The 23785-nt window shown below is 32.8% G+C and carries 17 protein-coding genes; 11 read left to right on the top strand and 6 right to left on the bottom strand.

From position 1 onward, the window contains the following. Positions 1-140: 140 nt before the first annotated feature. The 6 genes from OA93_RS14365 to OA93_RS14340 all read right to left on the bottom strand — a co-directional run bounded on the left by OA93_RS14365 (position 141) and on the right by OA93_RS14340 (position 12525). Positions 141-2129 carry a glycoside hydrolase family 2 protein gene (locus OA93_RS14365; RefSeq protein WP_039114060.1) on the bottom strand — a complete coding sequence of 663 codons (1989 nt, stop codon included), beginning with the start codon at positions 2127-2129 and terminating at the stop codon, positions 141-143. Between the two features lie 647 nt (positions 2130-2776). Next, complete coding sequence (locus tag OA93_RS14360; RefSeq protein ID WP_039114114.1) at positions 2777-4291, bottom strand: SusD/RagB family nutrient-binding outer membrane lipoprotein; 1515 nt, start codon at positions 4289-4291, stop codon at positions 2777-2779. A 16-nt stretch (positions 4292-4307) separates the two neighbouring features. Further along, complete coding sequence (locus OA93_RS14355; protein WP_240474734.1) at positions 4308-7397, bottom strand: SusC/RagA family TonB-linked outer membrane protein; 3090 nt, start codon at positions 7395-7397, stop codon at positions 4308-4310. Positions 7398-7706: 309 nt separating this feature from the next. Continuing rightward, positions 7707-8717 carry a LacI family DNA-binding transcriptional regulator gene (locus OA93_RS14350; protein WP_039114058.1) on the bottom strand — a complete coding sequence of 337 codons (1011 nt, stop codon included), beginning with the start codon at positions 8715-8717 and terminating at the stop codon, positions 7707-7709. 348 nt (positions 8718-9065) lie between these two features. Further along, on the bottom strand, positions 9066-10031 hold the full coding sequence (locus tag OA93_RS14345) for a type I phosphomannose isomerase catalytic subunit (RefSeq protein ID WP_039114057.1): 966 nt from the start codon (positions 10029-10031) through the stop codon (positions 9066-9068). Between the two features lie 391 nt (positions 10032-10422). Then, entirely contained in the window at positions 10423-12525 is a 2103-nt protein-coding gene (locus OA93_RS14340; protein WP_039114055.1) for a glycoside hydrolase family 97 protein, read from the bottom strand. Positions 12526-12793: 268 nt separating this feature from the next. Between OA93_RS14340 and OA93_RS14335 the strand changes: the two genes are divergently transcribed. From OA93_RS14335 to OA93_RS14285, 11 genes are all read left to right on the top strand, one after another. After that, positions 12794-13150, top strand: coding sequence for a DUF6769 family protein (locus OA93_RS14335; protein ID WP_039114054.1), 357 nt, complete (start codon positions 12794-12796; stop codon positions 13148-13150). 164 nt (positions 13151-13314) lie between these two features. Continuing rightward, positions 13315-13677 (top strand): cation transporter, encoded by a 363-nt coding sequence (locus OA93_RS14330; RefSeq protein ID WP_039114053.1) that lies wholly within the window; start codon positions 13315-13317, stop codon positions 13675-13677. 159 nt (positions 13678-13836) lie between these two features. Beyond that, on the top strand, positions 13837-14325 hold the full coding sequence (locus OA93_RS14325; protein WP_240474733.1) for a TlpA disulfide reductase family protein: 489 nt from the start codon (positions 13837-13839) through the stop codon (positions 14323-14325). Position 14326: 1 nt separating this feature from the next. Next, positions 14327-14854, top strand: a complete 528-nt coding sequence (locus OA93_RS14320; RefSeq protein WP_240474732.1) for a heavy metal-associated domain-containing protein — start codon at positions 14327-14329, stop codon at positions 14852-14854. 2 nt (positions 14855-14856) lie between these two features. Then, positions 14857-15663: a hypothetical protein gene (locus tag OA93_RS14315; RefSeq protein WP_039114049.1), complete on the top strand. Its 807-nt coding sequence runs from the start codon at positions 14857-14859 to the stop codon at positions 15661-15663. A 348-nt stretch (positions 15664-16011) separates the two neighbouring features. Then, positions 16012-16371 carry a hypothetical protein gene (locus OA93_RS14310; protein WP_039114048.1) on the top strand — a complete coding sequence of 120 codons (360 nt, stop codon included), beginning with the start codon at positions 16012-16014 and terminating at the stop codon, positions 16369-16371. A 155-nt stretch (positions 16372-16526) separates the two neighbouring features. After that, complete coding sequence (locus OA93_RS14305; protein ID WP_039114047.1) at positions 16527-17009, top strand: TlpA disulfide reductase family protein; 483 nt, start codon at positions 16527-16529, stop codon at positions 17007-17009. A 72-nt stretch (positions 17010-17081) separates the two neighbouring features. Beyond that, a complete protein-coding gene (locus tag OA93_RS14300) occupies positions 17082-19052 on the top strand; it encodes a thioredoxin family protein (protein WP_039114046.1) in 1971 nt (656 codons plus the stop codon). 408 nt (positions 19053-19460) lie between these two features. After that, positions 19461-20141 carry a response regulator transcription factor gene (locus OA93_RS14295; protein ID WP_039114045.1) on the top strand — a complete coding sequence of 227 codons (681 nt, stop codon included), beginning with the start codon at positions 19461-19463 and terminating at the stop codon, positions 20139-20141. After that, entirely contained in the window at positions 20138-21523 is a 1386-nt protein-coding gene (locus OA93_RS14290; protein ID WP_039114044.1) for a HAMP domain-containing sensor histidine kinase, read from the top strand. The genes OA93_RS14295 and OA93_RS14290 overlap by 4 nt, the downstream gene beginning before the upstream one ends. A gap of 694 nt (positions 21524-22217) precedes the next feature. Further along, complete coding sequence (locus OA93_RS14285; protein WP_052259458.1) at positions 22218-23390, top strand: efflux RND transporter periplasmic adaptor subunit; 1173 nt, start codon at positions 22218-22220, stop codon at positions 23388-23390. Positions 23391-23785 lie beyond the last annotated feature (395 nt).

Here is a 23785-nt window from a genome sequence, read left to right as displayed (position 1 = left end):
CCGAAGCGTCGGGATACGCAAAGCTCGCAAAGTTTCCCCTTTGAACCTTTAGACGCACTGCGGTGCGTCTCTACAGAAAACCTATGAACCTCTTTTTATTCACAATAAAAGAAACCTTTGCACCTCAGAACCTCAGAACCTTAGTACCTTTTAAGAACATCATAAAGAGAATAAACCTTAACCTCTGGCTTAGCTATTTTCCCTTCGAACGTAATTGTTCTTTCTTCTCCTGCTTTTAAGTCGATGTAGTTATCGCTCCATTTGCCTGTGTATCCTTTTATGGAAACATTTACATATTTAGCAAATTTTGATGCTTTTAGAGTCAGTTTGTTTCCTTGTACTTTCCAAGTGATTTTTGGGTCTTCGAGTTTTAAATCTATCGGACGTGTCAAATCAATTGTCGCAGTTATATCATCTCTGTAAGCTTCTTTCATGGCGTACCAAGCAGCTTTGGGTTGTCGATCATAATAATCGGTTACACTCCAACTTGCTACTGGCCAACAATCGTTAAGTTGCCAAACCAATGTTCCCATATTGTAAGGGGCTTTAGAACGGTGAATTCCGATAATGTTTTTAAGCGAATAATATTGTAAACACTGTGTGAGGTACGTATAATCCTCGACATTCATTTTCTTTATTTTGGTCGAATCAATAAAATATCTATTCAAATAAGAATCTAATTTCATAAATCCTTTTCCTGCCTTTTGGTGTGCTTGCAGAATATCTGAATATAAATATCGGTCTTCTGGTTTTGTAAATCTTTCAATAGAAGAATAATTTGGCATCGCCTGCATTCCGTATTCACTCACAAAACGACCAGTTTTTTTCTGTACTGCTTCTATATCTTCTAATCCCCACCAAGTTCCCCAATAATGGCTATCTCCTTCAGTAATACTTTTTTCTTTAGACCAATGAAATAATGGTGATGAACTAATGTATGGTCTTTTATTATCGACTTCTTTTACCCATTTTGGGATGCTATCCTGAAACAAACGAACATAATCTTTCCATAAACGTGTCGAATCTTGTTTGGACATATTCATGCTTTTTTGCCAACCCCAGTTTTTAAATGCTTCGTCGGCTTCGTTATTTCCGCACCACAATACAATACTCGGATGATGACGCAAACGCTTTACTTGATATTGCACTTCTTTTTTTACATTGTCAAAGAAAGCATCATCTCCTGGTACCATCGTTCCTGCAAACATAAAGTCTTGCCAAACATTAATTCCGTATTTATCGCATAAGTCATAAAAATAATCATCTTCATAAACTCCTCCTCCCCAAATACGTAACATATTCATATTGGCATCTTTTGCCATACCAACTACTTTTTCATATTCTTTTTTGGTCACTCTGGAAAGAAATGCATCCGAAGGAATATAGTTTGCTCCTTTCATATACACTGGCTTTCCGTCGATTTTAAAGTAAAATGATTTACCTAAACTATCCGGTTGTTGCACCAACTCTATCTTACGATTAAGCACATATGGTTTCTCTGGAGTTTTTTCGTCATAAGCTTCCAATCGTGGTGTTTTCCATATTCCGCAAGTAGTGAATTTTGGTCCCCAATCCCATCCAAAATGGTATTGCGCTTTACGCACATAAGCACGAGGATTGTCTGGAATTACAAATGGTAAATCTTTCTTTGCAAGTGAATCGACTACATTTTGCGCCGATTTAAATACGATTACCAAATCATTATTCCCTGATTTGATTATTTTCTTTACATCAACTCTCCATTGGCGGAACATATTATCGGCTTTTAAAACCAATTGATTGTTCAGGTAAACAGTTGCATAAGTATCTAGTCCATCAAAAACTAGTTCTGCATATTTTTTCTTAAACGTTGCTGGTGTAACCTGAAAAGTTGTTTTATACTCCCAATCTTTCTTTTCTATCCATTCTAGTTTTTTCTCATTGTCCCGATAAAATGGATCTGGGATTAATTTGTTGTTTAACAAATCGGTATGAATCTCTCCAGGAACTGTTGCCGGATTCCACTTTTCAGTTTTTACTTCCCGATATTGCCAATCTTTTTTTATATCTATATTTTGTGCATTTAATGCAAATGAAAAATTTGCAAGACATATGCCGACAAACCAATAAAAGCTTTTTTTACATTCCATTTTTACTGAGTAATAAAATTATTATTTATGTCTAATTTTTAAGTGTGTGTTTGCAAATAGCAAAAGGTAATTTAACCGTTGGCAGTGGGAGAAGGGTAATTGTTTACACAATTAACTCCTTCTCTTTTTAGGTTTTATATCCTAGAATAAGAGTAACTAACAAAAATATCTAGACATTATTTCCTTTTTTACGGCTGCCAAACTTATATTAATTTTGGTCTCGATAGCTATTTTACTGTCTGAGCATAATTTTAAAAAGCAAACACGAATTTCACAAATTGACACGAATTAGTTTGTGAAATAAATTTCACAAACTAAGTTAACTCTTAAAATCTGTGGAAATTCGTGAAATTCGTGTTCAAAATTTATTTATAATATTTGTGCCCATATAGTAAGCTAACTATCAGTATTAGATTTTAGATTGCTCAAAAAACCATTTAATTATTTTAAGATCTTTGGAAAGTAATTCCATCTTTTTCAGCAAAAAGCAGTTGTACTGATTGCGAAAAAAAAGGTACTAAAAAACAATATATTAACCTCTTTATAACAAATGTTTTTTTTTATAAAAATCAAAATAGAAACTTAAAAATAAGCCGGGAGGGTATATCCTACCCGACTTATTCTAACTAATCAACCAAATTAATTATTTATTTATCCCACCAAATTCTAGTTGTCATTAAATCTAACCCTTGACGTTGTATTGCTTCTTTGTAGTTTGCTCCGTTTGTAATTAACTCCGATTGATCGTATATTAATCTTCTTGGGATTGTACCGTCTGTTTCTCCTAAAGGATCATTTACTGGTACTAAAACTGGATATCCTGTTCTTCTCCATTCTGAGAATGCTTCGAAACCATTAAATAGTAAAACAATCCATTTTTGAGTAATAATTTGCTCTATTTTCTCTGCTTCTGTTCCAGTAGCTTTAAATGGATTTGCTGTAATATAATCGTTATACTCTGCAATGGTAACTGCTGGTACTTTGTCTCCAAAAATTGATAGGATTTGCATCGCTCCTTTTACTCCATCTTCGTAATGTTGCTGAGCTGTTCCTGATACATTCCAACCTTTTGCTGCTGCTTCTGCCAATAAAAATTCTACTTCGGCATAAGACATGATTAAAGTTGGTGCATCTAAACGCAATACGGTAGAAGTATTAGGATCTGAGAAAAGTTTTTTGTCTCCACCCGGAAACTCTTTTGCATCATTTGCAAGTCCTTGCTGATCTGCAGGATTATTATTTCCTGAAGCTTCTAATTTTGCATAAACTCTTAAACGTGGATCGTTTGTATTCTTTAATAAATCTATAAAAGTTTTACTGTATTTTATATTTGATTCTCCTCCGTTTAAGTCATTTATAACCCAAGATGATGTTATTGGGTTTGTTCTAACTCCTTGTGGTCCTGCATCATGTTTTAACACTGCACTATCAATATTAGAATTAAAAACTCCTTTTGCAAAAGCTTTTTCTACATATTGTTTTGATTTTGCAGGATCTACTTTAGACAAACGCATTGCAACTCTTAACATTAATGAGTTTGCAAACTTTTTCCATTTTGCTACATCACTTTGGTAAAATAAATCGGCATTACCTACAAAAGGTTTATTAGCATCTAATGCGTCTCCTGCTTCATCCAACTCTTTTAATAAATCATTGTAAATGACTTGTTGTGTGTCGTATTTAGGAGCAAAAATATTTCCGTTAAATCCTTGTCCTGCTTCAAAATATGGAACCTCTCCATACGTATCTGTCAGTTTCTGGAACATGAATACTTTCATGATTCTACATGCCTGAATCATATTTGAATTTTCTGCAGTTTCTGGTAAAACAGACATCAACTGAAGAATTTGATTTAATCCTTTACCGTATGATTCTCCAAACAATGAACCTGAATATTCTGATGAATACGAATATTTTGAACCTGGCCCTCCTAATGAAGAAAAGTGTTGTACTATTTGTGCAGCATATCCATTATTTCCTCTTGTGTTAGAATAATCTTGTCCGTCGATATATATTTCAGCAAGTGTGAACATCGATTTTGGTGCTGGATCTATTAATGCATTTGGATTCTTGTTTAAATCCTCGAATCCTTCATCGCATGCTGTGAATGTCATTGCACTAACAATAGCGATACAGAATATTTTTATATATTTATTTTTCATCTTTCTATTTTTATTATTAGAATTTGACATTAAGTGTTACACCATAATTTCTAGTTAAAGGCATAGAAGCTCTTTCAAGTCCTTGCGCATTGCTATTAGAATAATTTGACTCTGGGTCAATGTTTGGTGTTGCGCTATAAATTGTCCATAAATTATGAGCAGAAAATGCTAAACTAATAGATTGAAATGGTGAATGCGCTAGATATGCTTTTGGGAAATTGTAGCTAAAAGAAACTGCTCTTAGCTTAACAAAATCAGCATCATAAACAAAATTAGATGTTATATCGCTATAACTTCTCCAATAATCGTATGCCGAAACGTGTGCGCTTACGCTATTTCCAATAGGTCCAACTCCCTCTACGTCAAATCCAGTTTCACGTCCTTCAACAGTCTTATCCGTCAATCCATAACGTGTTCCTAACTGGTTTGTGGCCGAATAGATTTCTCCTCCAAATTTAGCGTCTACAAAAACCGAAAGTGTTAAGTTTTTATAAGTAAAATCATTAGATAATCCCATAGACGTTGGAGCTACTCCTTGTCCTGCAATGATTAAATCTCCTCTCATGAATTTACCATTAGAATCTAATGCAATGTTTCCTTTTTCGGTTCTTAAATAATCATATGCTTTAATTACTCCAAAAGGCTGTCCTTTTTCTAAAACTACCGAAGCTCTGGAATCTCTATTTCCTTCTAATGTTTTGGTATTAATTTTGTCTGATAAACTCAATACTTCACTATTATTGTAAGCAAAATTATAACCTACATTCCAACTAAAATTTTCTGTTTTTATCGCTTTTAGATTTACTGCAAACTCAACCCCTTTATTTAAAATCTCTCCCACATTAATCTTGGTTGTTCTGTAACCCGAACTTTGAGAAATGTCTGCATCAGTAATATCATTCGTTGTTTTCTTGTAGTAGAAAGTTAAATCTGTACTAAGTCTATTATTGAAGAATGTGTTTTCGAAACCAAACTCAATTGTACTTACATTATAAGGTTTTAGGAATTTATTAGGAACTGTTTCTCCTTTAATACCCAAAATTGGCTGTCCTAATGCATCTGTTTGTCCGTCTGGTGCAGTATAATTCAATGATAAAGCATACGCTTCTTGCAATCCACCTCCTACGTTACCCCAACCTGCTCTAAATTTACCGTATGACATCCACTCTGGAAAATCGATAACTTCTGAGTAAACAAAACTTGTACTTACAGATGGGTAAAATGTACTGTTATTAGCAGGGTCTAAAGTAGAGAACCAATCTTCACGTCCTGTAACATTTAGATATAAGAAATTTTTATATCCTATATCGGCAGAATAAAAAAGAGAGTTTACTTCGGTTTCACCATATAATTTCTCCGTTTTGTCTGGCATCGTATTTCCATAAAAGTATTTAAACGGAACGATAAAGTTGTTCCCTTTCATTTTAATACCACTAAATCTGTTATGCTGACGGTTTGCTCCAATAAAAGCATCTAATGAAAAGTCTTTACCGATATCGCCTTTATATCCTAAATAACCCGATGCGTTAACTTCTGAACGGTTTTCAATCCTGTTTTCATAAGATCCTCCTGGGTTATAATTAATTCCTGTAGGTTCTATTTCAGTATATTCGTAATTAATATCATCAATTCCAATTACTGCTTTAGCGTAAATTTTGTTTGTGATGTTATAGTTTACTTTCGCAGAACCAATAAAACGTTTTCTAAGGTCATCGTTTAATGTTTCTTGTGTTGCAAAATATGGGTTAGTTTGGTACGTATTTGCTCCAAAATAGTCAGCTTCTCCTCCGTTTTCATCATATCCGTTACTTAACCATCTAATATCTGATCCTGGAGTTAAAAATGTAGTAGGAAAAGATGCATTTCTTGGTGAATCATTCAAATAAGGTCTGTTATGACTTTTCTCAGAAATATATTGTGCATTAGTTTCAATACTTACTTTTTCATTTACTGTAGAGTTTAAACTCAAAGCAACGTTGCTTCTTCCAAAATCTGTTCCTGGTAAGATTGACTCATCTTTTGTATTTCCAAATGACAATCTAAAATTTGTATTCTCGTTACCTCCAGATACTGCTAAAGTATTACTGAAAGAAAATCCTGTTCTGTAAAAGTTTTTCACATTATCTTTTCCGTAGGCTTGGTATGGTCTAGTTTGCCCATCAAGAGAAAGTGAAGGTGTTCCGTCATATTTATCTCCCCAAGCAAAATAGTAAGAATCTCTAAGTTCTTGCAAGTTATTAAATCTTGTAGCAACTCCATTTACTGGTGCCCCCGCTCCGTATTGGTCTTGCCATTTTAATAAACTTACTGGTGTATTAAATGTAGCGTTTGTGCTAAAATCTACTCCAATTCCTTTTCCTGCTTTTCCTTTTTTAGTTGTAATTAAGATTACTCCATTTGAACCTCTATATCCATAAAGTGCAGATGCCGCACTACCTTTTAATACTGACATAGATGCAATATCATCTGGGTTAAATGATGACATACCATCACCTTTGTCTGCTCCACCCCACATATTTGCATTTCCTTGCTGGCTATTATCAATAGGAATACCATCTACTACATACAAAGGTTGGTTAAGTCCTGAAGCCGAAGTTGCTCCACGAATTACTACACGACTTGAACCTGATGGTCCAGAAGCTGGTGCAGAAACATTCACCCCTGCTATTTTACCCTGAAGTGCATTTCCTAAGTTGATTTCTTTGGTTTTTGTCAAATCATCTCCTTTGAGTTCTCCAACTGCATATCCTAAACTTTTCTTTTGTTTTTTTACTCCAAATGAAGTAATCACAACATCTTTTAATTCTTCTACGCTAGATAGTAATAATATATTAATAGTATTTTCTTTTTCTCCTACTTCTATATATCGTGTAACATAACCAATAGATGATACTGTTATACTAATTCTTCCTTCCGGAACTGTCATTGAAAAACGTCCATCGGTATCCGTTATAGCACTAATGGATTTTCCTTTTACCTTTATTGTTGCAGAAACAATTCCCTTGTTATCTGCATCTGCTACTATGCCTGTTATTGATCGATTTTGTGCCACAGCCCCTAAGCTTGTCAACAATACCATTCCTAACACTGCTAAAATTTGTTTCATACGCATTCGTTTTGGTTTATTTGTTTTGATTTGTTTTTGTGTTTGACTTGTTTGTTTTTAAAATATTAATAAAAAATATGAACTCAATTTTAATATGCCATTCGTAATCTCTAAACTATGAATGTCATTGATTAGCATCAACTTGATACTTCTGCCATTTTGCTAAATCGATATAGTAAACTGATCAAAAAATTTTAATAATTCTTCTTTTTTGATAAATTAAAACTTACTAAAACGATTTAGTAAAAAGAATAAAAAAAAACCAAAGTTCCCTTCATTCTTTTTTTTAGAAAATGGCATTTTATTATATTATACCGATTCTCTTATTATTAAATTTCCTTTTTTACGTATTCCTTCAATAACAAAAGGTTTAATCCCTGTCATTTGATCCATCAATAATTTTATTGCATTTTCGGCGATTTCTTTAATCGGTTGTGCAATAACGGATATCGTTGGTGTATGTAATCGAAAACTATCGTGATCATCAAAACTTATAACCGAAACATCTTCTGGAATCCTAAACTTCATTCCTCTAAAAGCCTGAAGTCCTGCTAATCCCATATAATTCGCCAAAAACAATACGGCATCGATCTTTGGGTTCTTTGTGAAAAAACTGAATATATCGGCAATTTTACTTTCCTCACTACTATTGTAATCCATGTGGAGAACAAGGGAATCATTATAAATACCTTCTTCTTTTAAAGCATCTCTATATCCCTCTTCTCTAAGCTTCATCTGGATCATTCCAGAATTAGTATTAACAACAGCAATATTTTTTCTTCCTTTATTTAATAGAAATTTAGTTGCAGAATGTGAACCTTCGTAATTATCCATAACTACATGACTTACTTTCTGGTTAGGAAAATATCTATCTATTAATACAACTGGTTTTTGCAATTTTAAAAGTAGGTCTATGCTTTTTTCCAACTTTTCTGTTGGTGTAATTATAAAACCATCCACATTAGCTTGCAAAAGACTATGTATCAATTCTTCAGAACGTTCATCATCACCACCTGTACTACAATAAAAAACTCTATAATCAATACTCTTAGCTTCATCCTCTATAACTCTGGCAAGATCTGCAAAGAACTGATTCGAAATATCTTCAACAATAAGTCCGATAGATCTAGTTTTTCCTGTTCTAAGACTTGTCGCAATCATGCTAGGTCGATAATTAAGCTTTTCGGCAACTTCTTGCACTTTTTTAATTACCGCAGGACTAATGCCCATTTTTTCGCCTTTATCATTAATGACAAAAGATACAGTAGATATAGACACTTGCGCCTCAGTGGCAATATCCTTAATAGTAATCTTTTTCATCTAGCGAGTTAATTTTTATTAAGCTGTTATTAATTATATCACAAATATATATAAAAATAGTTACTAAAACGATTTTGTAATTATTTTTTTGAATAAAACATTATTTTATAGACACTTCTAAGAATTATCATCAGTAATCATAAGTGTTTACCGATTAATTAGCATATTTACTTAGTGATCAGTATTTAGTAGCAGTATTCAGTTTACAGTCTCAGTAACAGTATTCAGTAGCAGTGTTCAGTCTCAAAACCTTTGCCTCTTTGTGCCTTAGAATCTCAGTACCTTTGCCACTCAGTACCTTTGCCACTCAGTACCTTTGTCTCTTTGAACTTTTGAACCTTTGAACCTCTAAATAAAAACTTCCAAAATTGATGCTTCTCCATTTAGCACATAAGCATCCATAGCTGCAGGAATTAAAACTGTATCTCCTTTTTTATATTGATACGTTACATTTTCATATCTAATTTCAAAAGTACCTTCAATACACATATAGACTGTAAAAGTATCTCCTTTTTTATTTACTTTCACTACTCCGTTTAGCGGAATATAATTTGTTGTAAAATAAGGACAATCTACAACTACATTAGATTTATTTACAGTCTTTTCATACTTCTTGTACGTATCAACTTTATTATAATTAATGGCGTCTAAAGCTAAATCAACATGTAATTCTCTTTTATTTCCCTGTGCATCTACTCTATCAAAATCATATAAACGATACGTAATGTCTGATGTTTGCTGAATCTCCGCAACAACCAATCCTGCTCCAATAGCGTGAACAGTTCCTGTTTCCAGAAAAAACACATCACCCGCTTTGGCTTTTACATCATCAAGAATAGAAACCAACGTTTTATTGTTTAGATTCTCTAGATATTCTTCTTTACTTGAATCTTCTTTAAAACCAACAATAATCCTTGCATCGGTATCAGCTTGCATAACATACCACATTTCGGTTTTACCAAATGAATTATGGCGTTCTTTTGCCAACTGATCATTAGGATGTACTTGTATCGATAAATCTTCGCGAGCATCTAGGTATTTAAACAATAATGGAAATTGATTCCCGAATCGACTATAAACAGCTGTTCCCAGAATTTCGTTAGGCAATGCATCAATTAAATCTGTTAATGATTTTCCTTTTAATTCGCCATTGGCAACAACACTTATATCTCCTTCTACTGTAGATAATTCCCAACTCTCTCCCGTAATTTTAGAAATGATAGGTTTGTTAAGGACTGTTTTTAATTTTTCGCCACCCCAAATTCTCTCTTTTAAGATTGGTTCAAATTGTAAAGGGTAAATTTTTATGCTCATTTTTTGTGTCATTGCGAGGAACGAAGCAATCTCATCCTCAGGTTAATATTTATTATTTTGTTATTAATTCCATGGATTGTCTAAAAGGGAACGCGGATGACGCGGATTCGCTATCGCGAAAACACAGATAAAAACGGATTTTTAAAACAATATCTGTTTTGTCTTTTTACCACAAATTGCACAAATTTTCTCAAATTATTTTTCATCTAACTTAAATCTGCCAAATCTGCGTGAAACAAAAATCTTTTTAATCCTTTTAATCTGTGGCTAAACTTTTTCTCTCGCAGATTAAGCAGATTTTTTAATCAATGCTTAAAATAAAAAATCCGTTTTTATCAGCGTCTTTCCTTTAGGAAATCCGCGTCATCCGCGTACCATTCTCAAACAAAATCTATTTTATGGAAATTGCCACACCACCACTTGCTGCTAATTTTTGTTTTAGTTTAGTTTTACTGTTTACAGTTATTTTTCGGATGTTGTACGATTGCGGATTGGTTTTATAATCAGTCGTTTTTCCGTCTTCATAAATCGTTGCAGTAAATGATTTTCCTTTTGGTAAAAAGCTAAAATCAATTATAGCCGTACGTGAGTTTTCATCGGTGATTCCGCCTACAAACCATTCTTGTTTCCCTTTGGTTTTTCGGGCAATCGTGATATAATCTCCAGGTTCAGCTTCGAGGATGTATGTTTCGTCCCAATCTAGGGCAACATCTTTTATAAACTGAAATGCATCTGGAAAACGCATATAATTTTCGGGTAAATCGGCAGCCATTTGCAACGGACTGTACATGGTAACATACAATGCCAATTGTTTTACTAATGTTGTGCTTAACTTATTCTTTTTGGATCCATAAACCGATAAATCTCCCTGAAAAATTCCTGGTGTATAATCCATTGGACCTCCCATTAATCGGGTAAAAGGTAAGATTGTAGTATGATCTGGATGAATTCCTTCCATAGCTTCAAACTCTGTTCCTCGTGCCGATTCCTGAGCAAACCAGTTAGGATAAGTTCGGTGCAAACCTGTAGGTCGAACTGCTTCATGAGAATCTACCATAATCTTATGCTTCGCAGCTTCTTTGGCAACATATGTATAATGATTCACCATTTGCTGTCCGTCGTGATGCTCTCCTCTTGGAATAATTGGTCCAACATATCCTGTTTTAACCGCATTATAATTATTATCGACCATAAAATTTAATGCGTCATTTAATTGTCGCTCATATTCCCCAGTCGAAGATGTAGTTTCATGATGCATAACAATCTTCACGTTTTTTTTACTTGCATAATCGCTTAAATCTTTTACATCAAAATCAGGATATGCTTTGGTAAAACTATAAATACGTTCTTTCTTAAAAGCCGTATTATCTTCCCATCCTTCATTCCAACCTTCAACCAAAACAGCATCAAAACCGTTTGCAGCAGCAAAATCTATATATTCTTTTACATGTTTCGTATTTGCACCATGGGTTTTATTGGGTTTTAATTTAGAGAAATCGGTAGAACCAATAACAACATCTTGATTATCTGAGTACGCCCAAGTAGATCCTCCACCTGTAAAATATTCCCACCAAACACCAATATATTTCACTGGTTTAATCCAAGAAGTATCTCCAAAATTACATGGTTCGTTAAGGTTCAATATCATCTTTGAAGCCAAAATATTTCTAGCATCATCACTTACAACAATTGTTCGCCAAGGCGTAAAGCTTCCTGTTTGTATATATCCTTTGTTACCTAAAGCGTCAGGAACAAGATGTGAACTCAGTGAATAGGTTTTATCATCGACATTAAGACACATTGCAGGATAATTTTTTAAAGCTGCTTCGTGGATATTGATATAAAGTCCTGCATCGGTCTTTATCATTAAAGGTGTTTGTGTAGCCAGATTTTTAATAGTCGTTTGTGCAGCCAAAGAAACATGAGTTGCATTATATACCAAAGATTGCATCTCGGATATTTTAGAAGTTGTATAACTATATTCATTGGTATCATAATCTCCCGGAATCCAAAAAAGTTTATGATCTCCTGTCAAGTTAAACTCGGTTGTTTCTTCCTGAATAATAAAGTGGCGCAAATTATCTTGTACAGGAAATTCGTATCTAAACCCTAAACCATCATTAAACAAACGGAAATAAATTGATATTTTTCGTTTGCTTTTCTCTTGAACAAGCTCGGCTTTTAATTCATTATAGTGATTTTGTATTTCTTTTTGCTCCCCTAAAACAGGTTTCCAAGTACTATTTTCTGACTGAAATTTGGTGTCTGAAATCTTGAAATCTTTATTAAGCATAATATCAGATTTTATGATAAAGCCTAATTTACTTTCCTTAATCACTTCTTTTTTCTTATAACTCAAAGAGTAAATTGGCGTTCCTTCAGGATTTAAATGAAACTCTAAAATCAAATTTCCATCGGGCGATTTAAGTTCCTGAGCATTCACAAATGCAGTTGAAACAAAAGTAAAAAAGCAGATAAAAAGTATATTTTTCATAATTTTAAGAAAGTTATATGAATTGCTAAATCGATTTAGCAAACATAATAAAAAATGTCATACTTGCATACTTAATACAAAAATTATGATTATAAAATAATTAATCTCGCATGAATATGAGAATATATCTAGTTAGTATTCAAAAAATTATAAATAATTACAAACCTAAAACCAAGCATTAAAAAGTACTAAAAATCAATCAACCCAAAAGGTTTATAAAAAAATTAACAACTACGACAGCCAAGAAAAAGTATCTTTGCCCTCAACTATGACAAAAAAGTTCTACATATTGCTACTCGTTACGCTTGGTTTCCTTATGGGACCAACGCTTACTTATGCGCATGGAACAAAAAATGAAATGTCATGTTGCAAAAAAGAATCTACAACAAAAGACTGTTGCAAGAAAAAGCATTCTAATAAAAAAGAGCATAATTGCGATAACAGTTGTTCAGGGAATTCTTGTGGTTCTACAACTGCAAACTGTGGCTTTTCGCCAATGGCACTTTTTCAAACAGAAAACAATTCACTTTTTAGTTTTTCTGAAAGAAAGCAAAATTACTATTATTCTGAAATCTTTATTTCTTCAGATTTCCGTTCTATCTGGCTTCCACCTAAAATAAGCTAGATTTAATTTCCCGACAGCCATAAGTCTGTCTCATTCAAAGTCATTTTAAGGCTTTAAATCAAAAAAAACATTTTTTAATCCCAATTCTATTCGCAGAAATAGCTGTATTTGCTATAGTTTCTGTTATGTTTTAGGATTAATCCATCCAAAAAAAAATACATACAATGAACTCAATAAAAAAATTATTGATGGTAATGACTCTATTACTATCAGTTACTTACGCCAGCGCGCAAATAAAAAACAAATCTACCGAAACTGTAAAAATCAATGGTAACTGCAGTATGTGCAAGAAAACCATCGAAACTGCAGCAAACTTAAATAAAGAAGCCAAAGTAAACTGGAATGAAAATACTAAAACGGCAACTATTACTTACGATAACAAGAAAACTAATCTTGATGCTATACTAAAACGTGTTGCTGATGCAGGATATGATAATGAAAAATTTACTGCACCAAATACAGTTTATGATGAACTACACGGATGTTGTCAATATGATAGAGACGCAAGCCCAAAAAAGGTGCAATAATCTTAATCATTTAAATAACCATGTTTGCCTGTAATGCTAAATGGAGCACAGATTGAACCATATAAGTCATTTAAGAAAATATAAGTTTTAGATGCTTCTCTTAAATGAACTTACATTACTTACATGGTTAGCCTACACACAAACATTAAAAAAAATATCATGTTCAAAATAAAAAATATAATCACATTATTCGTCCTTGTAGCGACTGTTTCTATAGCAAGTGCACAAATAAAAATAGGAGATTCTTTTCCAGACGTTCAGCTTCAAAACAATAAAAATGCTACCGTTAAACTAAATTCTTTTAAAGGAAAAACAGTTTTAGTAGACTTTTGGGCTTCTTGGTGTGCTCCTTGCCGAATGGCTAATAAAAAATTGGTAAAACTATATGACCAATACAAAGGTCAGAACTTTGAGATTGTTGGAATATCAATTGACATCGACAAAACAAAATGGTTAAAAGCGATTGAAAAAGATAAAATGAAACACCAGCAATTAATCGACCCTAAAGGTTTTGATGCTAAAACGGCTGTAACTTTTGGAGTTGATGCTTTGCCATCGACCTATCTTTTTGATGCATCAGGAAAACTGATTGCTATAAACCCAACTGAAGCGCAAATAATTGCTCAAATCAAAAAAAACAAAAAATAAAATGAAAGCCTTACATATAAAATTCATAGCCGCGGCACTTTTAACAGTAATAACAAGTGTAAATTCTTATTCTCAAATCACTAAAGCCGAAATAATGGCAACAGGATTAACTTGTTCTATGTGTTCTAATGCCATAAACAAACAATTAAAATCTTTTACAGAAGTAGATAGTATCGCTACAGACTTAAACACAAATACGTTTACAGTTTACTTTAAAAAAGATAATTCATTACAACCTAAAGTATTAAAAAAAGCAGTTGAAAAAGCTGGTTTCTTCGTAGGTTCATTGGTGTTAACAGCTAAATTTCATACTGATAAAATCGAAGATAATACAACCTTAAAAGTTGATGATGCTACTTATACTTTCATCGATATTAAAAACCCAGTAGCTCATGCTGAAGCAAAATACAGAGTTCTGGATAAAGGTTTTGTAACCCAAAAAGAGTACAAAAAACTAGTTAAATCATATTCTAAGTATCCTGGTTATGCTACAGAAAATGAGGATGAATATTACTTAAAAGCATTATAAAAATGAAATATCTATCATTAATCTTCATCTTCTTTATTTCTTATAATATAGATGCTCAAGAATTATTTGTAGTAACCGAACCCGCTAGTAACGCTCCGGCGGGTTCTATCGGGGTTCGTGTTGGGCAATCACTTATGGATAACAAACATGAAAGTGGTTCTATGTACAATTTAACGCCTGAAGTTACTTGGGGAATTAATAAAAATCTGATGGTTCGTACCTCAGCGTTTTTAAGCAACCAAGAAAACGGATTGGGTCTTAAAGGTGGTGGTTTTTATGCCAAATACAGATTCTTTTCTGTAGATGATTTACAGAGTCATTTCAGGATGGCTGCCTTTGGACGATACAGCTATAATAACTCATTTTTTAATCAGGAAGCTATAGACCTGGCCAACGGAAATTCTGGTTACGAAGCTGGTTTAGTAGCAACTCAATTAATTCATAAAGTTGCCTTGAGTTCATCTGTAAGTTATGTGCGTGCGCTTAACAACCCAGATTATAGCTTTCCAGATGCTTTGGGTAAAAATGCTGTAAACTATACGTTTTCGGTTGGTAAATTAATGTATCCAAAAAAATATACAAGTTATAAGCAAACCAATATTAATGCAATGTTGGAATTTACGGGACAAACGATTACTGAAAACGGAAAATCATATATGGATGTAGTTCCTTCTATTCAGTTTATCATCAACAGTCAGGCGAGAATTGACCTTGCTTACAAAAAAGAATTGTATAGCTCTATGCAACGTGCCGCATCTGATGGTGTTTTCTTAAAATTGGAATATACTTTTTTTAACGTGACTAAATAATTTTAATCTATGGTGAATTTTATTTCACGCAGATTTAAAAAGATCTAAGCTGATACAGGCAGATTCATTTATAACCTAGACTTAATCTGCTTTAATCTGTAAGATCTGCGTGAAACAATAAAAATTGGTTAGAAAAACTTTATATAGAGATCTCTTTTTAGCTGTGTAAAAGGTCGTTTTACTCAAAAAATAAGGTCTCATTCCAAGCCTAACAGGTTTCTAAAACTTGTTAGGTTTATTTCTATAAAAGTCTAATTACCATCAGAACAAAACCTTCTGATTAAACGCATAACTTTTACATCAATATTAACACCCATCTGATAATTAAATTTTATTTTCGTGTTTCTTATGGCAAAAAAATTCTACATACTATTAATTATAACGTTAGGTTTCTTTATGGGACCTACGCTTAATTTTGCACGTGGAATTAAAACAGAAAAGATATGTTTTAAAAACAAAACATTCTTAAAAGCCGCTTGTAAAGAAACAGACTTTAAAACAAAAGAACACAGATGTGCTAATGGTTGCATAGAAAGTGCCGCAGATTGTCCTGTAGTTTACTGTAGTTATTTTTCACCAATGATTTCTTTTCAAATAGACAATCATTCATTTTTTAATTTTTCTGAAAGAAAGCAAAACTATTATTATTCAGAAATCTTTATTTCTTCAGATTTCCGTTCTATCTGGCTTCCGCCAAAAATAAGCTAGATTCCTTTTGCGACAGCCATAAATGCGTTTTATCCAAAACCATATTAAAGCTGTAAATCATTAAAAAAAATCCAATCCTATTCAGGGAATATAGCAGTATTTGTTATGTTTTCTGCTGTGCTTTGGAATTAACTCTTTCAAAATTACAAAAAACAATGAATTCAATAAAAAATATATTGATAGCAATAACCTTATTATTAGCTATCACTTCCGTTAATGCGCAAATCAAGAAAGGTGATGCATATCCAAATATCCAATTACTGAATAATAAGAATAAAGTAATCAAACTAAATTCTTATACAGGAAAAACAGTTTTAGTAGAATTTTGGGCATCTTGGTGTCCGTATTGCCGAATAGCCAACAAAGATTTGGTGAAGCTATATGACAAATACAAAGGGCAAAATTTTGAAATTGTTGGAATATCAGTAGATATTGAGAAAGCAAAATGGTTACAAGCCATTGAGAAAGACAAACTGAAACACCCCCAATTAATAGATCCAAAAGGATTTGATGCAAAATCGGTAGCAATATTTGGAGTAAAAGGAATACCAAGTACCTATCTTTTTAGTACTTCAGGGAAATTAATTGCCATCAATCCAACAGAAGCACAAATTATTGCTCAAATCAAAAAACAATAATTATATCAATATATAACACTATATAAAAATCAAATTATCACCAGAACAACTCGTTCTGATTAAACTTATAAAATGAAGAAAATCTTATATTTATTATTACTGGTTTTTGCTTTTGCCAAAGTCCAGGCACAGATTATAAACCCTGTAAAATGGGAAGCTTCAATGGAGAAAAAATCCACCTCAGAATTCGTTCTTTCTTTTAAAGGAGCTATCGAATCGGGTTGGCATGTATATTCTCAATTCACTCCCGAAGATGGTCCGCTACCTGCCGAATTCCTTTTTCATGATAACAAGAACAATTATGAACTTGTTGGAAAAGCAACCGAAAGCGAAACTAAACGAGCCTTTAATGAAATCTTTGGCGTAGATGAAATCTTCTTTTCAGATAAAGTAGTTTTTACTCAATTAGTCAAACAAATTAATCCTAAGAAAGAAACAATACAAGTAGAGCTAGCTTATCAGGTTTGTAAAGAAAACTGCATTAGCGAAACGAAATATTTTGAGTTTAATCTTAAAACGCTCGAGGCAAAAGAAATACAAGCTGCTGATATTACAAACGAAAAAACGACCAAAGTTGATGTAAATACTGGGGTAGAAAAGCAACCAGAATCGGATAAATCTGACTCTAGTTTATACATGATTTTCTTTATTGCTTTCTTATCTGGTTTTGCAGCATTGCTTACACCTTGTGTATTCCCAATGATCCCAATGACGGTAAGTTTCTTTACAAAACAAAGTAAAACCAAAGCCAAAGGAATCAAGAATGCAATTATATATGGCGTTTCTATCATCTTGATTTATGTATTTCTAGGAAGCGTAATTACTTTACTATTTGGTGCCGATGCTCTAAATGCTTTGTCAACCAACGTTTGGTTTAATGTTATTTTCTTTGTGTTATTGGTCGTATTTGCTTTATCTTTTTTAGGTGCCTTCGAAATCATGTTACCTAATTCCTGGGCTAATAAAGTCGATCGTCAAGCGGATAAAGGAGGAATATTAGGAATCGTGTTCATGGCATTGGCACTAGCAATCGTTTCTTTTTCTTGTACTGGACCAATTATTGGAACTTTACTTGTAGAAGCAGCATCTAAAGGCGGTATTGCTCCAATTGTAGGAATGCTAGGTTTTTCATCTGCTTTAGCATTACCATTTATGTTGTTTGCTATGTTCCCCGGTTGGTTAAATACATTACCAAAATCTGGTGGATGGTTAAATACAGTAAAAGTATTTTTAGGTTTTCTAGAACTGGCTTTAGCTTTTAAGTTTTTATCAAATGCCGATTTGGTTCTGCAATTACATTGGTTTGAAAGAGAAATTTTCTTAGCCATTTGGATAGCGATATTCGGTACATTGGCATTCTACTTATTCGGAAAAATAACCTTGCCACATGATTCTCCTACAACTTCTATTTCGGTAGGAAGATTGTCTATAGGATTAGTTGTATTGGTATTTACCATTTATATGATTCCGGGATTATGGGGCGCACCTTTAAAACTAATAAGTGGCTTCCCTCCTCCTATGACGTATAGCGAATCTCCTTATGGTGTAGGTGGCTCAAACAAGCAAACGGCTTCGACAATAGCATTACCAGACGGAGCACATAAAGGTCCGCATGATATCATGGCATTTACCGATTATGAAAAAGGATTGGCCTACGCCAAAAGTGTAAACAAACCAATTCTCTTAGATTTTACAGGATTTGCTTGTGTAAATTGCCGAAAAATGGAAGATTACGTTTGGTCTGATCCACGTATTTTATCAATCTTAAATAATGAAGTTGTACTGATTTCATTATATGTTGATGATAAAAGAGAATTACCTATCGAGGAACAATATGTATCGAAAGAAACAGGCAAAAAGATAAAATCAATAGGTAATAAATGGAGTGATTTTCAGATTACCCGTTATAAAGCAAATGCTCAGCCGTATTACATTATATTAGATACTAATGAACAAAGCTTAAATAAACCTACTGGATATACGCCAGACATTACTGAATATGAACAATGGTTGAAATCTGGAATTCAAGGATTTAAAAAATAGGTTTAAAGAATTAACCGCTGAGTTTGCAAAGGGTTACGCAAAGTACACGAAGTTTTAAAATCTGTGGCTAAAGATGGAACGCGGATGACGCGGATTCGCTATCGCGAAAACACGGATTAAAACGGATTTTTAAAAAATTAAAATCTTTTAATCTGTGGCTAAAGAAGTTTCAGTACAAGTATACAGTCTCAGGATCTTTGCTCCTCTGTACCTTTGAACCTTTGCATCTCTGAACCTTTGCCTCTCTGAACCTCAGAACCTTTGCAACTTAATAAAAAAGGCTATCCGAAAATAATTTGGATAGCCTTTTTTGTAATAATTTCATTACTAGAATCATCATAGACAAAAAATATCTTATTTTTTATATTTGAAGGCTAATCTAAAAAAGGAAATAGTAACTTTATAACGATGAATATTTTAGTAATAGAAGACAACCAAAGAGTAGCAGAACTAATCCTAAGAGGACTTGAAGAACATGGATTTATACCTACAATCGCTTATGATGGTCGCTCAGGGAAAAAGTTAGCCCTTAGTAATCAGTATGATTTGATTATAACAGATATTATTTTGCCAAAACTCGACGGACTTGATTTATGTAAAGAAATACGATTAGTAAAACCCGATTTACCTATAATAATGCTGACAGCTTTGGGCACAACCGACGATAAAGTAGAAGGTTTTGATGCCGGAGCAGATGATTATCTGACTAAGCCTTTTGAAATGAGAGAGCTTTTAGTACGAATAAGAGCTTTATTAAAACGTAGTAATAACAACATAAATAATACTGGATTTATCTTAAAATATGCCGATCTTGAAATGAATCTGCAAACTAAAAGCATAATAAGAAATGAGACTGCAATAAACCTTACTCCAAAAGAATTTAAACTCTTGGAATATATGCTGCAAAATTCTGAGCGTGTTTTATCCCGAACAGAAATTGCTGAAAAAGTATGGGATACCCATTTTGATACAGGCACCAATTTTATTGATGTATATATAAACTATCTGAGAAAAAAAATTGATAAAGATTTTGATAAAAAACTCATTCATACCCGATCTGGCATGGGATTTATTTTAAAAGCAGAATGAAAATCAGAACTCGATTAACCATATTATTTACATTCATAACAGCCACTATCTTATTAGTGTTTGCTTCTATTATACTTATTTCTGCTAGAGAAAATAGAGAGAAAGAATTTTATGCATTATTAAAAAAAGAAGCAATTACAAAAGCCAATTTATTCTTTAATGCCAAAGTAAATAGTAAAACATTACAAAACATTTACAGAAACAATAGAGAAACATTAAACGAAGTAGAAGTTGCCATTTACACAACTTCATTTCATTTATTGTATCATGATGCTGTAGACATTGATGTTGTAAAAGAAACAAGACCAATGATAGATGAAATCGCTAAAAAAAGCGAAATACAATTTTATCTAAATGATTGGCAAGTAATTGGAATTAAATATAAATTTCAGGAAAAAGAATATATTGTTACTGCTGCGGCTTACGATGGTTTTGGGTATATCAAGCTAAATAATTTGCTTAAAACCTGTATTATTGTTTTCATAATATCCATTTTACTGCTTTATATGATTGGTCGTTTTTTTTCAAAAAAAGCGTTCGAACCTATTGTTAAAATGACCGATAAAGCCAAAACAATTTCAGCCACAAATCTGGATTTACGATTATACACAAACGAAAGTAAAGACGAAATTTCTGAACTAGCAACGACCTTTAACAAAATGCTGAATCGTTTAGAAAACTCATTTGATTCTCAAAAACAGTTTGTTTCTAATATTTCTCACGAACTCCGAACACCACTTTCGGCTATTATTGCAGAACTAGAACTATCAACTCATAAGGAACGTAATAATGACGAATATAAAGTTGTTATCCTTAACACCCTACAAGATGCCAAAAAGCTAGCTAAACTATCTAATAGTTTGCTAGATTTTGCCAAAGCAAATTATGATCCTTCAGAAATTGCATTCAAACAAGTTCGCATCGATGAGATTTTACTTGATGCCAGACAACAAGTCCAAAAATCAAATCCTTCTTATAATATTGCAATTCATTTTGAAAGTGATTTTGAAGATGACTATCAAATTTCGATAAATGGAAACGAATACTTACTAAATGTAGCATTTATAAACCTTTTTGAAAATGGTTGTAAATTCTCTGAAACCAAACAAAGCAAAGTTATTGTATCACTCGAAAAAGAGAAGATTATTTTGCAGTTTATCGACAATGGTATTGGTATTCTGGAAGAGGATTTAAAACATATTTTTAAGCCATTCTACCGAGGATTAAATAAAATCTATGCAGATGGTAATGGTATTGGATTGTCTTTAACCCAAAAAATTATCTTACTTCATAAAGGAACTATCTCCGTTACTTCCGATAAAAAATCAGGTACTATATTTACTGTTGAGCTTTATCATGGCATAAAAAACGCTATAGATTAAAATACTTCTAGTAAGAATTCTAGTCCTGCAAGTTTTTTTTCAATCTTGTAGGTTTAATTTTAAAGCATAAGGAAAATAGGTGTCACTGAAGCTTATATAGCAAATTCACTCCATCTATTACTTTTTTTCTCACGCAGATTTCAAAGGATTTAAGCCGATGAGCGCAGATTTATTTAGAACTAATTTTAAATCAAATCTGCCATAATCTGCCTAATCTGCGTGAAAAAATATTTTAACTTTTCAAATCTGTAATAAAAATAATTATACCTACAAGGTTGAAAAAAAACCTTGCAGGATAACTGAAATCTCGTTTCTAATAAAATTCTAATTTTTTTCTAAAACATCTCTAACGGCCCCTCTTCAGGGGTTGTTCTATTTTTGCACCATTATAAACGGAAAATAATTTATTCAATAATATCAAAATGGATATCCCTCCTCCTCCCAGTAAACAAAAATTATAAATTTCGCTTCTGCAGATATGTCATTGACTTTTTCGCAGCAGCGAATTAAAATCAAAAAATCATGTCAAAAAACTTCTTTAAAACTCCACTTAAAAAATTTAATGCTGATTAAAAATTAGTATTAAAAACACCTAACTCAATCTTTAATATTACTTGTGTCTCAACTTTATTAGAGATACAGACTTGTTATTGCTTGTTAATACAATTCGTAAAATATATTAATAAAAACTACTATGATTCCTAAAAGAAACCAGAACTGCAGAATCCAGAAAATTAAAGCTTTAAACAGAAAATTAGAATATCCGAATATTATAATTTATTTCATGATAATCACATTTTTCACTGCTTGCAATGATAAAAAAGCTGTAACCGAAAATGAGAATTATTCTTTAAAAAGTGATACAATTATTGTTCCTGCAACATCGACAATTACTCCCAAATTAAAACTTGAAACGGTCAAGAATGAGCCTTATCAATTAGAACTAATAACGGCAGGAACTGTAAAAGCTATTCCTAATTTTTATGCCGAAATTGCTCCTCCGTTTTCTGGCAGAGTTACTAAAGTATATTTAAAACTAGGAATGAAAACTCAGGCAGGAACGCCCCTTTTTGAAATGGTTTCACCAGATTTTATCGATGCTCAAAAGAACTTCTTTCAGGCAAAATCAGCTTATCAGGTTGCTAAACTTTCATTAAAACGTCAGCAAGATTTAAAAAGTAATGGAGTTGGTTCACAAAAGGATTTAGAAGAAGCCGAAACCAACTTTGAAGTCAACGAAAAAGAATATCAAAATGCAATTGCAAGCCTAAAAATATTTGGAGTAAATGTGAATAAACTAGTCTTTGGTCAGCCACTTGTAATCACCTCTCCTATTGCTGGAGAAATTATTACAAACGAAGTCGTAATGGGACAATATATAAAAGCTGATGATACGCCCAAAGCTAAAGTAGCCGATTTAAAAAAGGTATGGGTTGCAGGACAGGTTAAAGAAAAAGACATTCGTTTTATACATGAATTAGATGGTGCCGAAATTCAGGTTGCTTCCTATCCCGATAAAAAAATTACAGGAAAAATATATCATGTCGATGAAATGGTTGACGAAGCTACCCGAAGCGTACAAGTATTAATAGAATGTGCCAATAATGACCATGCCCTAAAACCGGGTATGTATGTAACTGTAAAATTTATTGATACTCCCGAAAATACTTTGTTTGTACCTGCTAAAGCTGTCTTACAATTTAATGACAAAAGTTTTGTCCTTGTACAGATTACCAAAGGAAAATACGCCAGACGCTATGTAGAAACTGGAATTTCCAACAAAGGAAAAATAGCAATCCTATCCGGATTAAATCCTAATGAAACAATTATAAGCGAAGGTGCTTTTTATCTGCTTGAAGCGAAATAAAGTCAAGAGGTTCTGAGTTGCAAAGGGACAAAGGGACAAAGGTTTTCTGTAGATAGCGTTAAAAATCTTTTGAATTTTTCTGTCTAGTCTGTGCAAAAAAAATTAACCGCAAAGCACGCAAAAATTTACTCCAATCTTGTCATTTCGACGAAGGAGAAATCTTCGTGAGAAACTCCATAATCTTTGTCGAGCTACTGGTGGAGGTTCTTCCTACGTCAGAAAGACAAGTTTGTGGTAAAAAAACTAACCATTAAGATATTAAGAAAAATTAAGCTTTGCTCTTAATAGAACTTAATTCCTTAATGGTAAAAAAATCTTTTAATCCTTTTAATCTGTGGCGAAAAATTAACTACAAAAGACACCTTAGAACCTTAGTTCCTCAGCGTCTTTAAACC

It is taken from the genome of Flavobacterium sp. KMS (assembly GCF_000813005.1).
In the GTDB taxonomy this organism is placed as follows: Bacteria; Bacteroidota; Bacteroidia; order Flavobacteriales; family Flavobacteriaceae; genus Flavobacterium.
The sequence above is the reverse complement of the archived record's forward strand: the minus strand, read 5'-3'. Positions and strand labels throughout refer to the sequence as shown.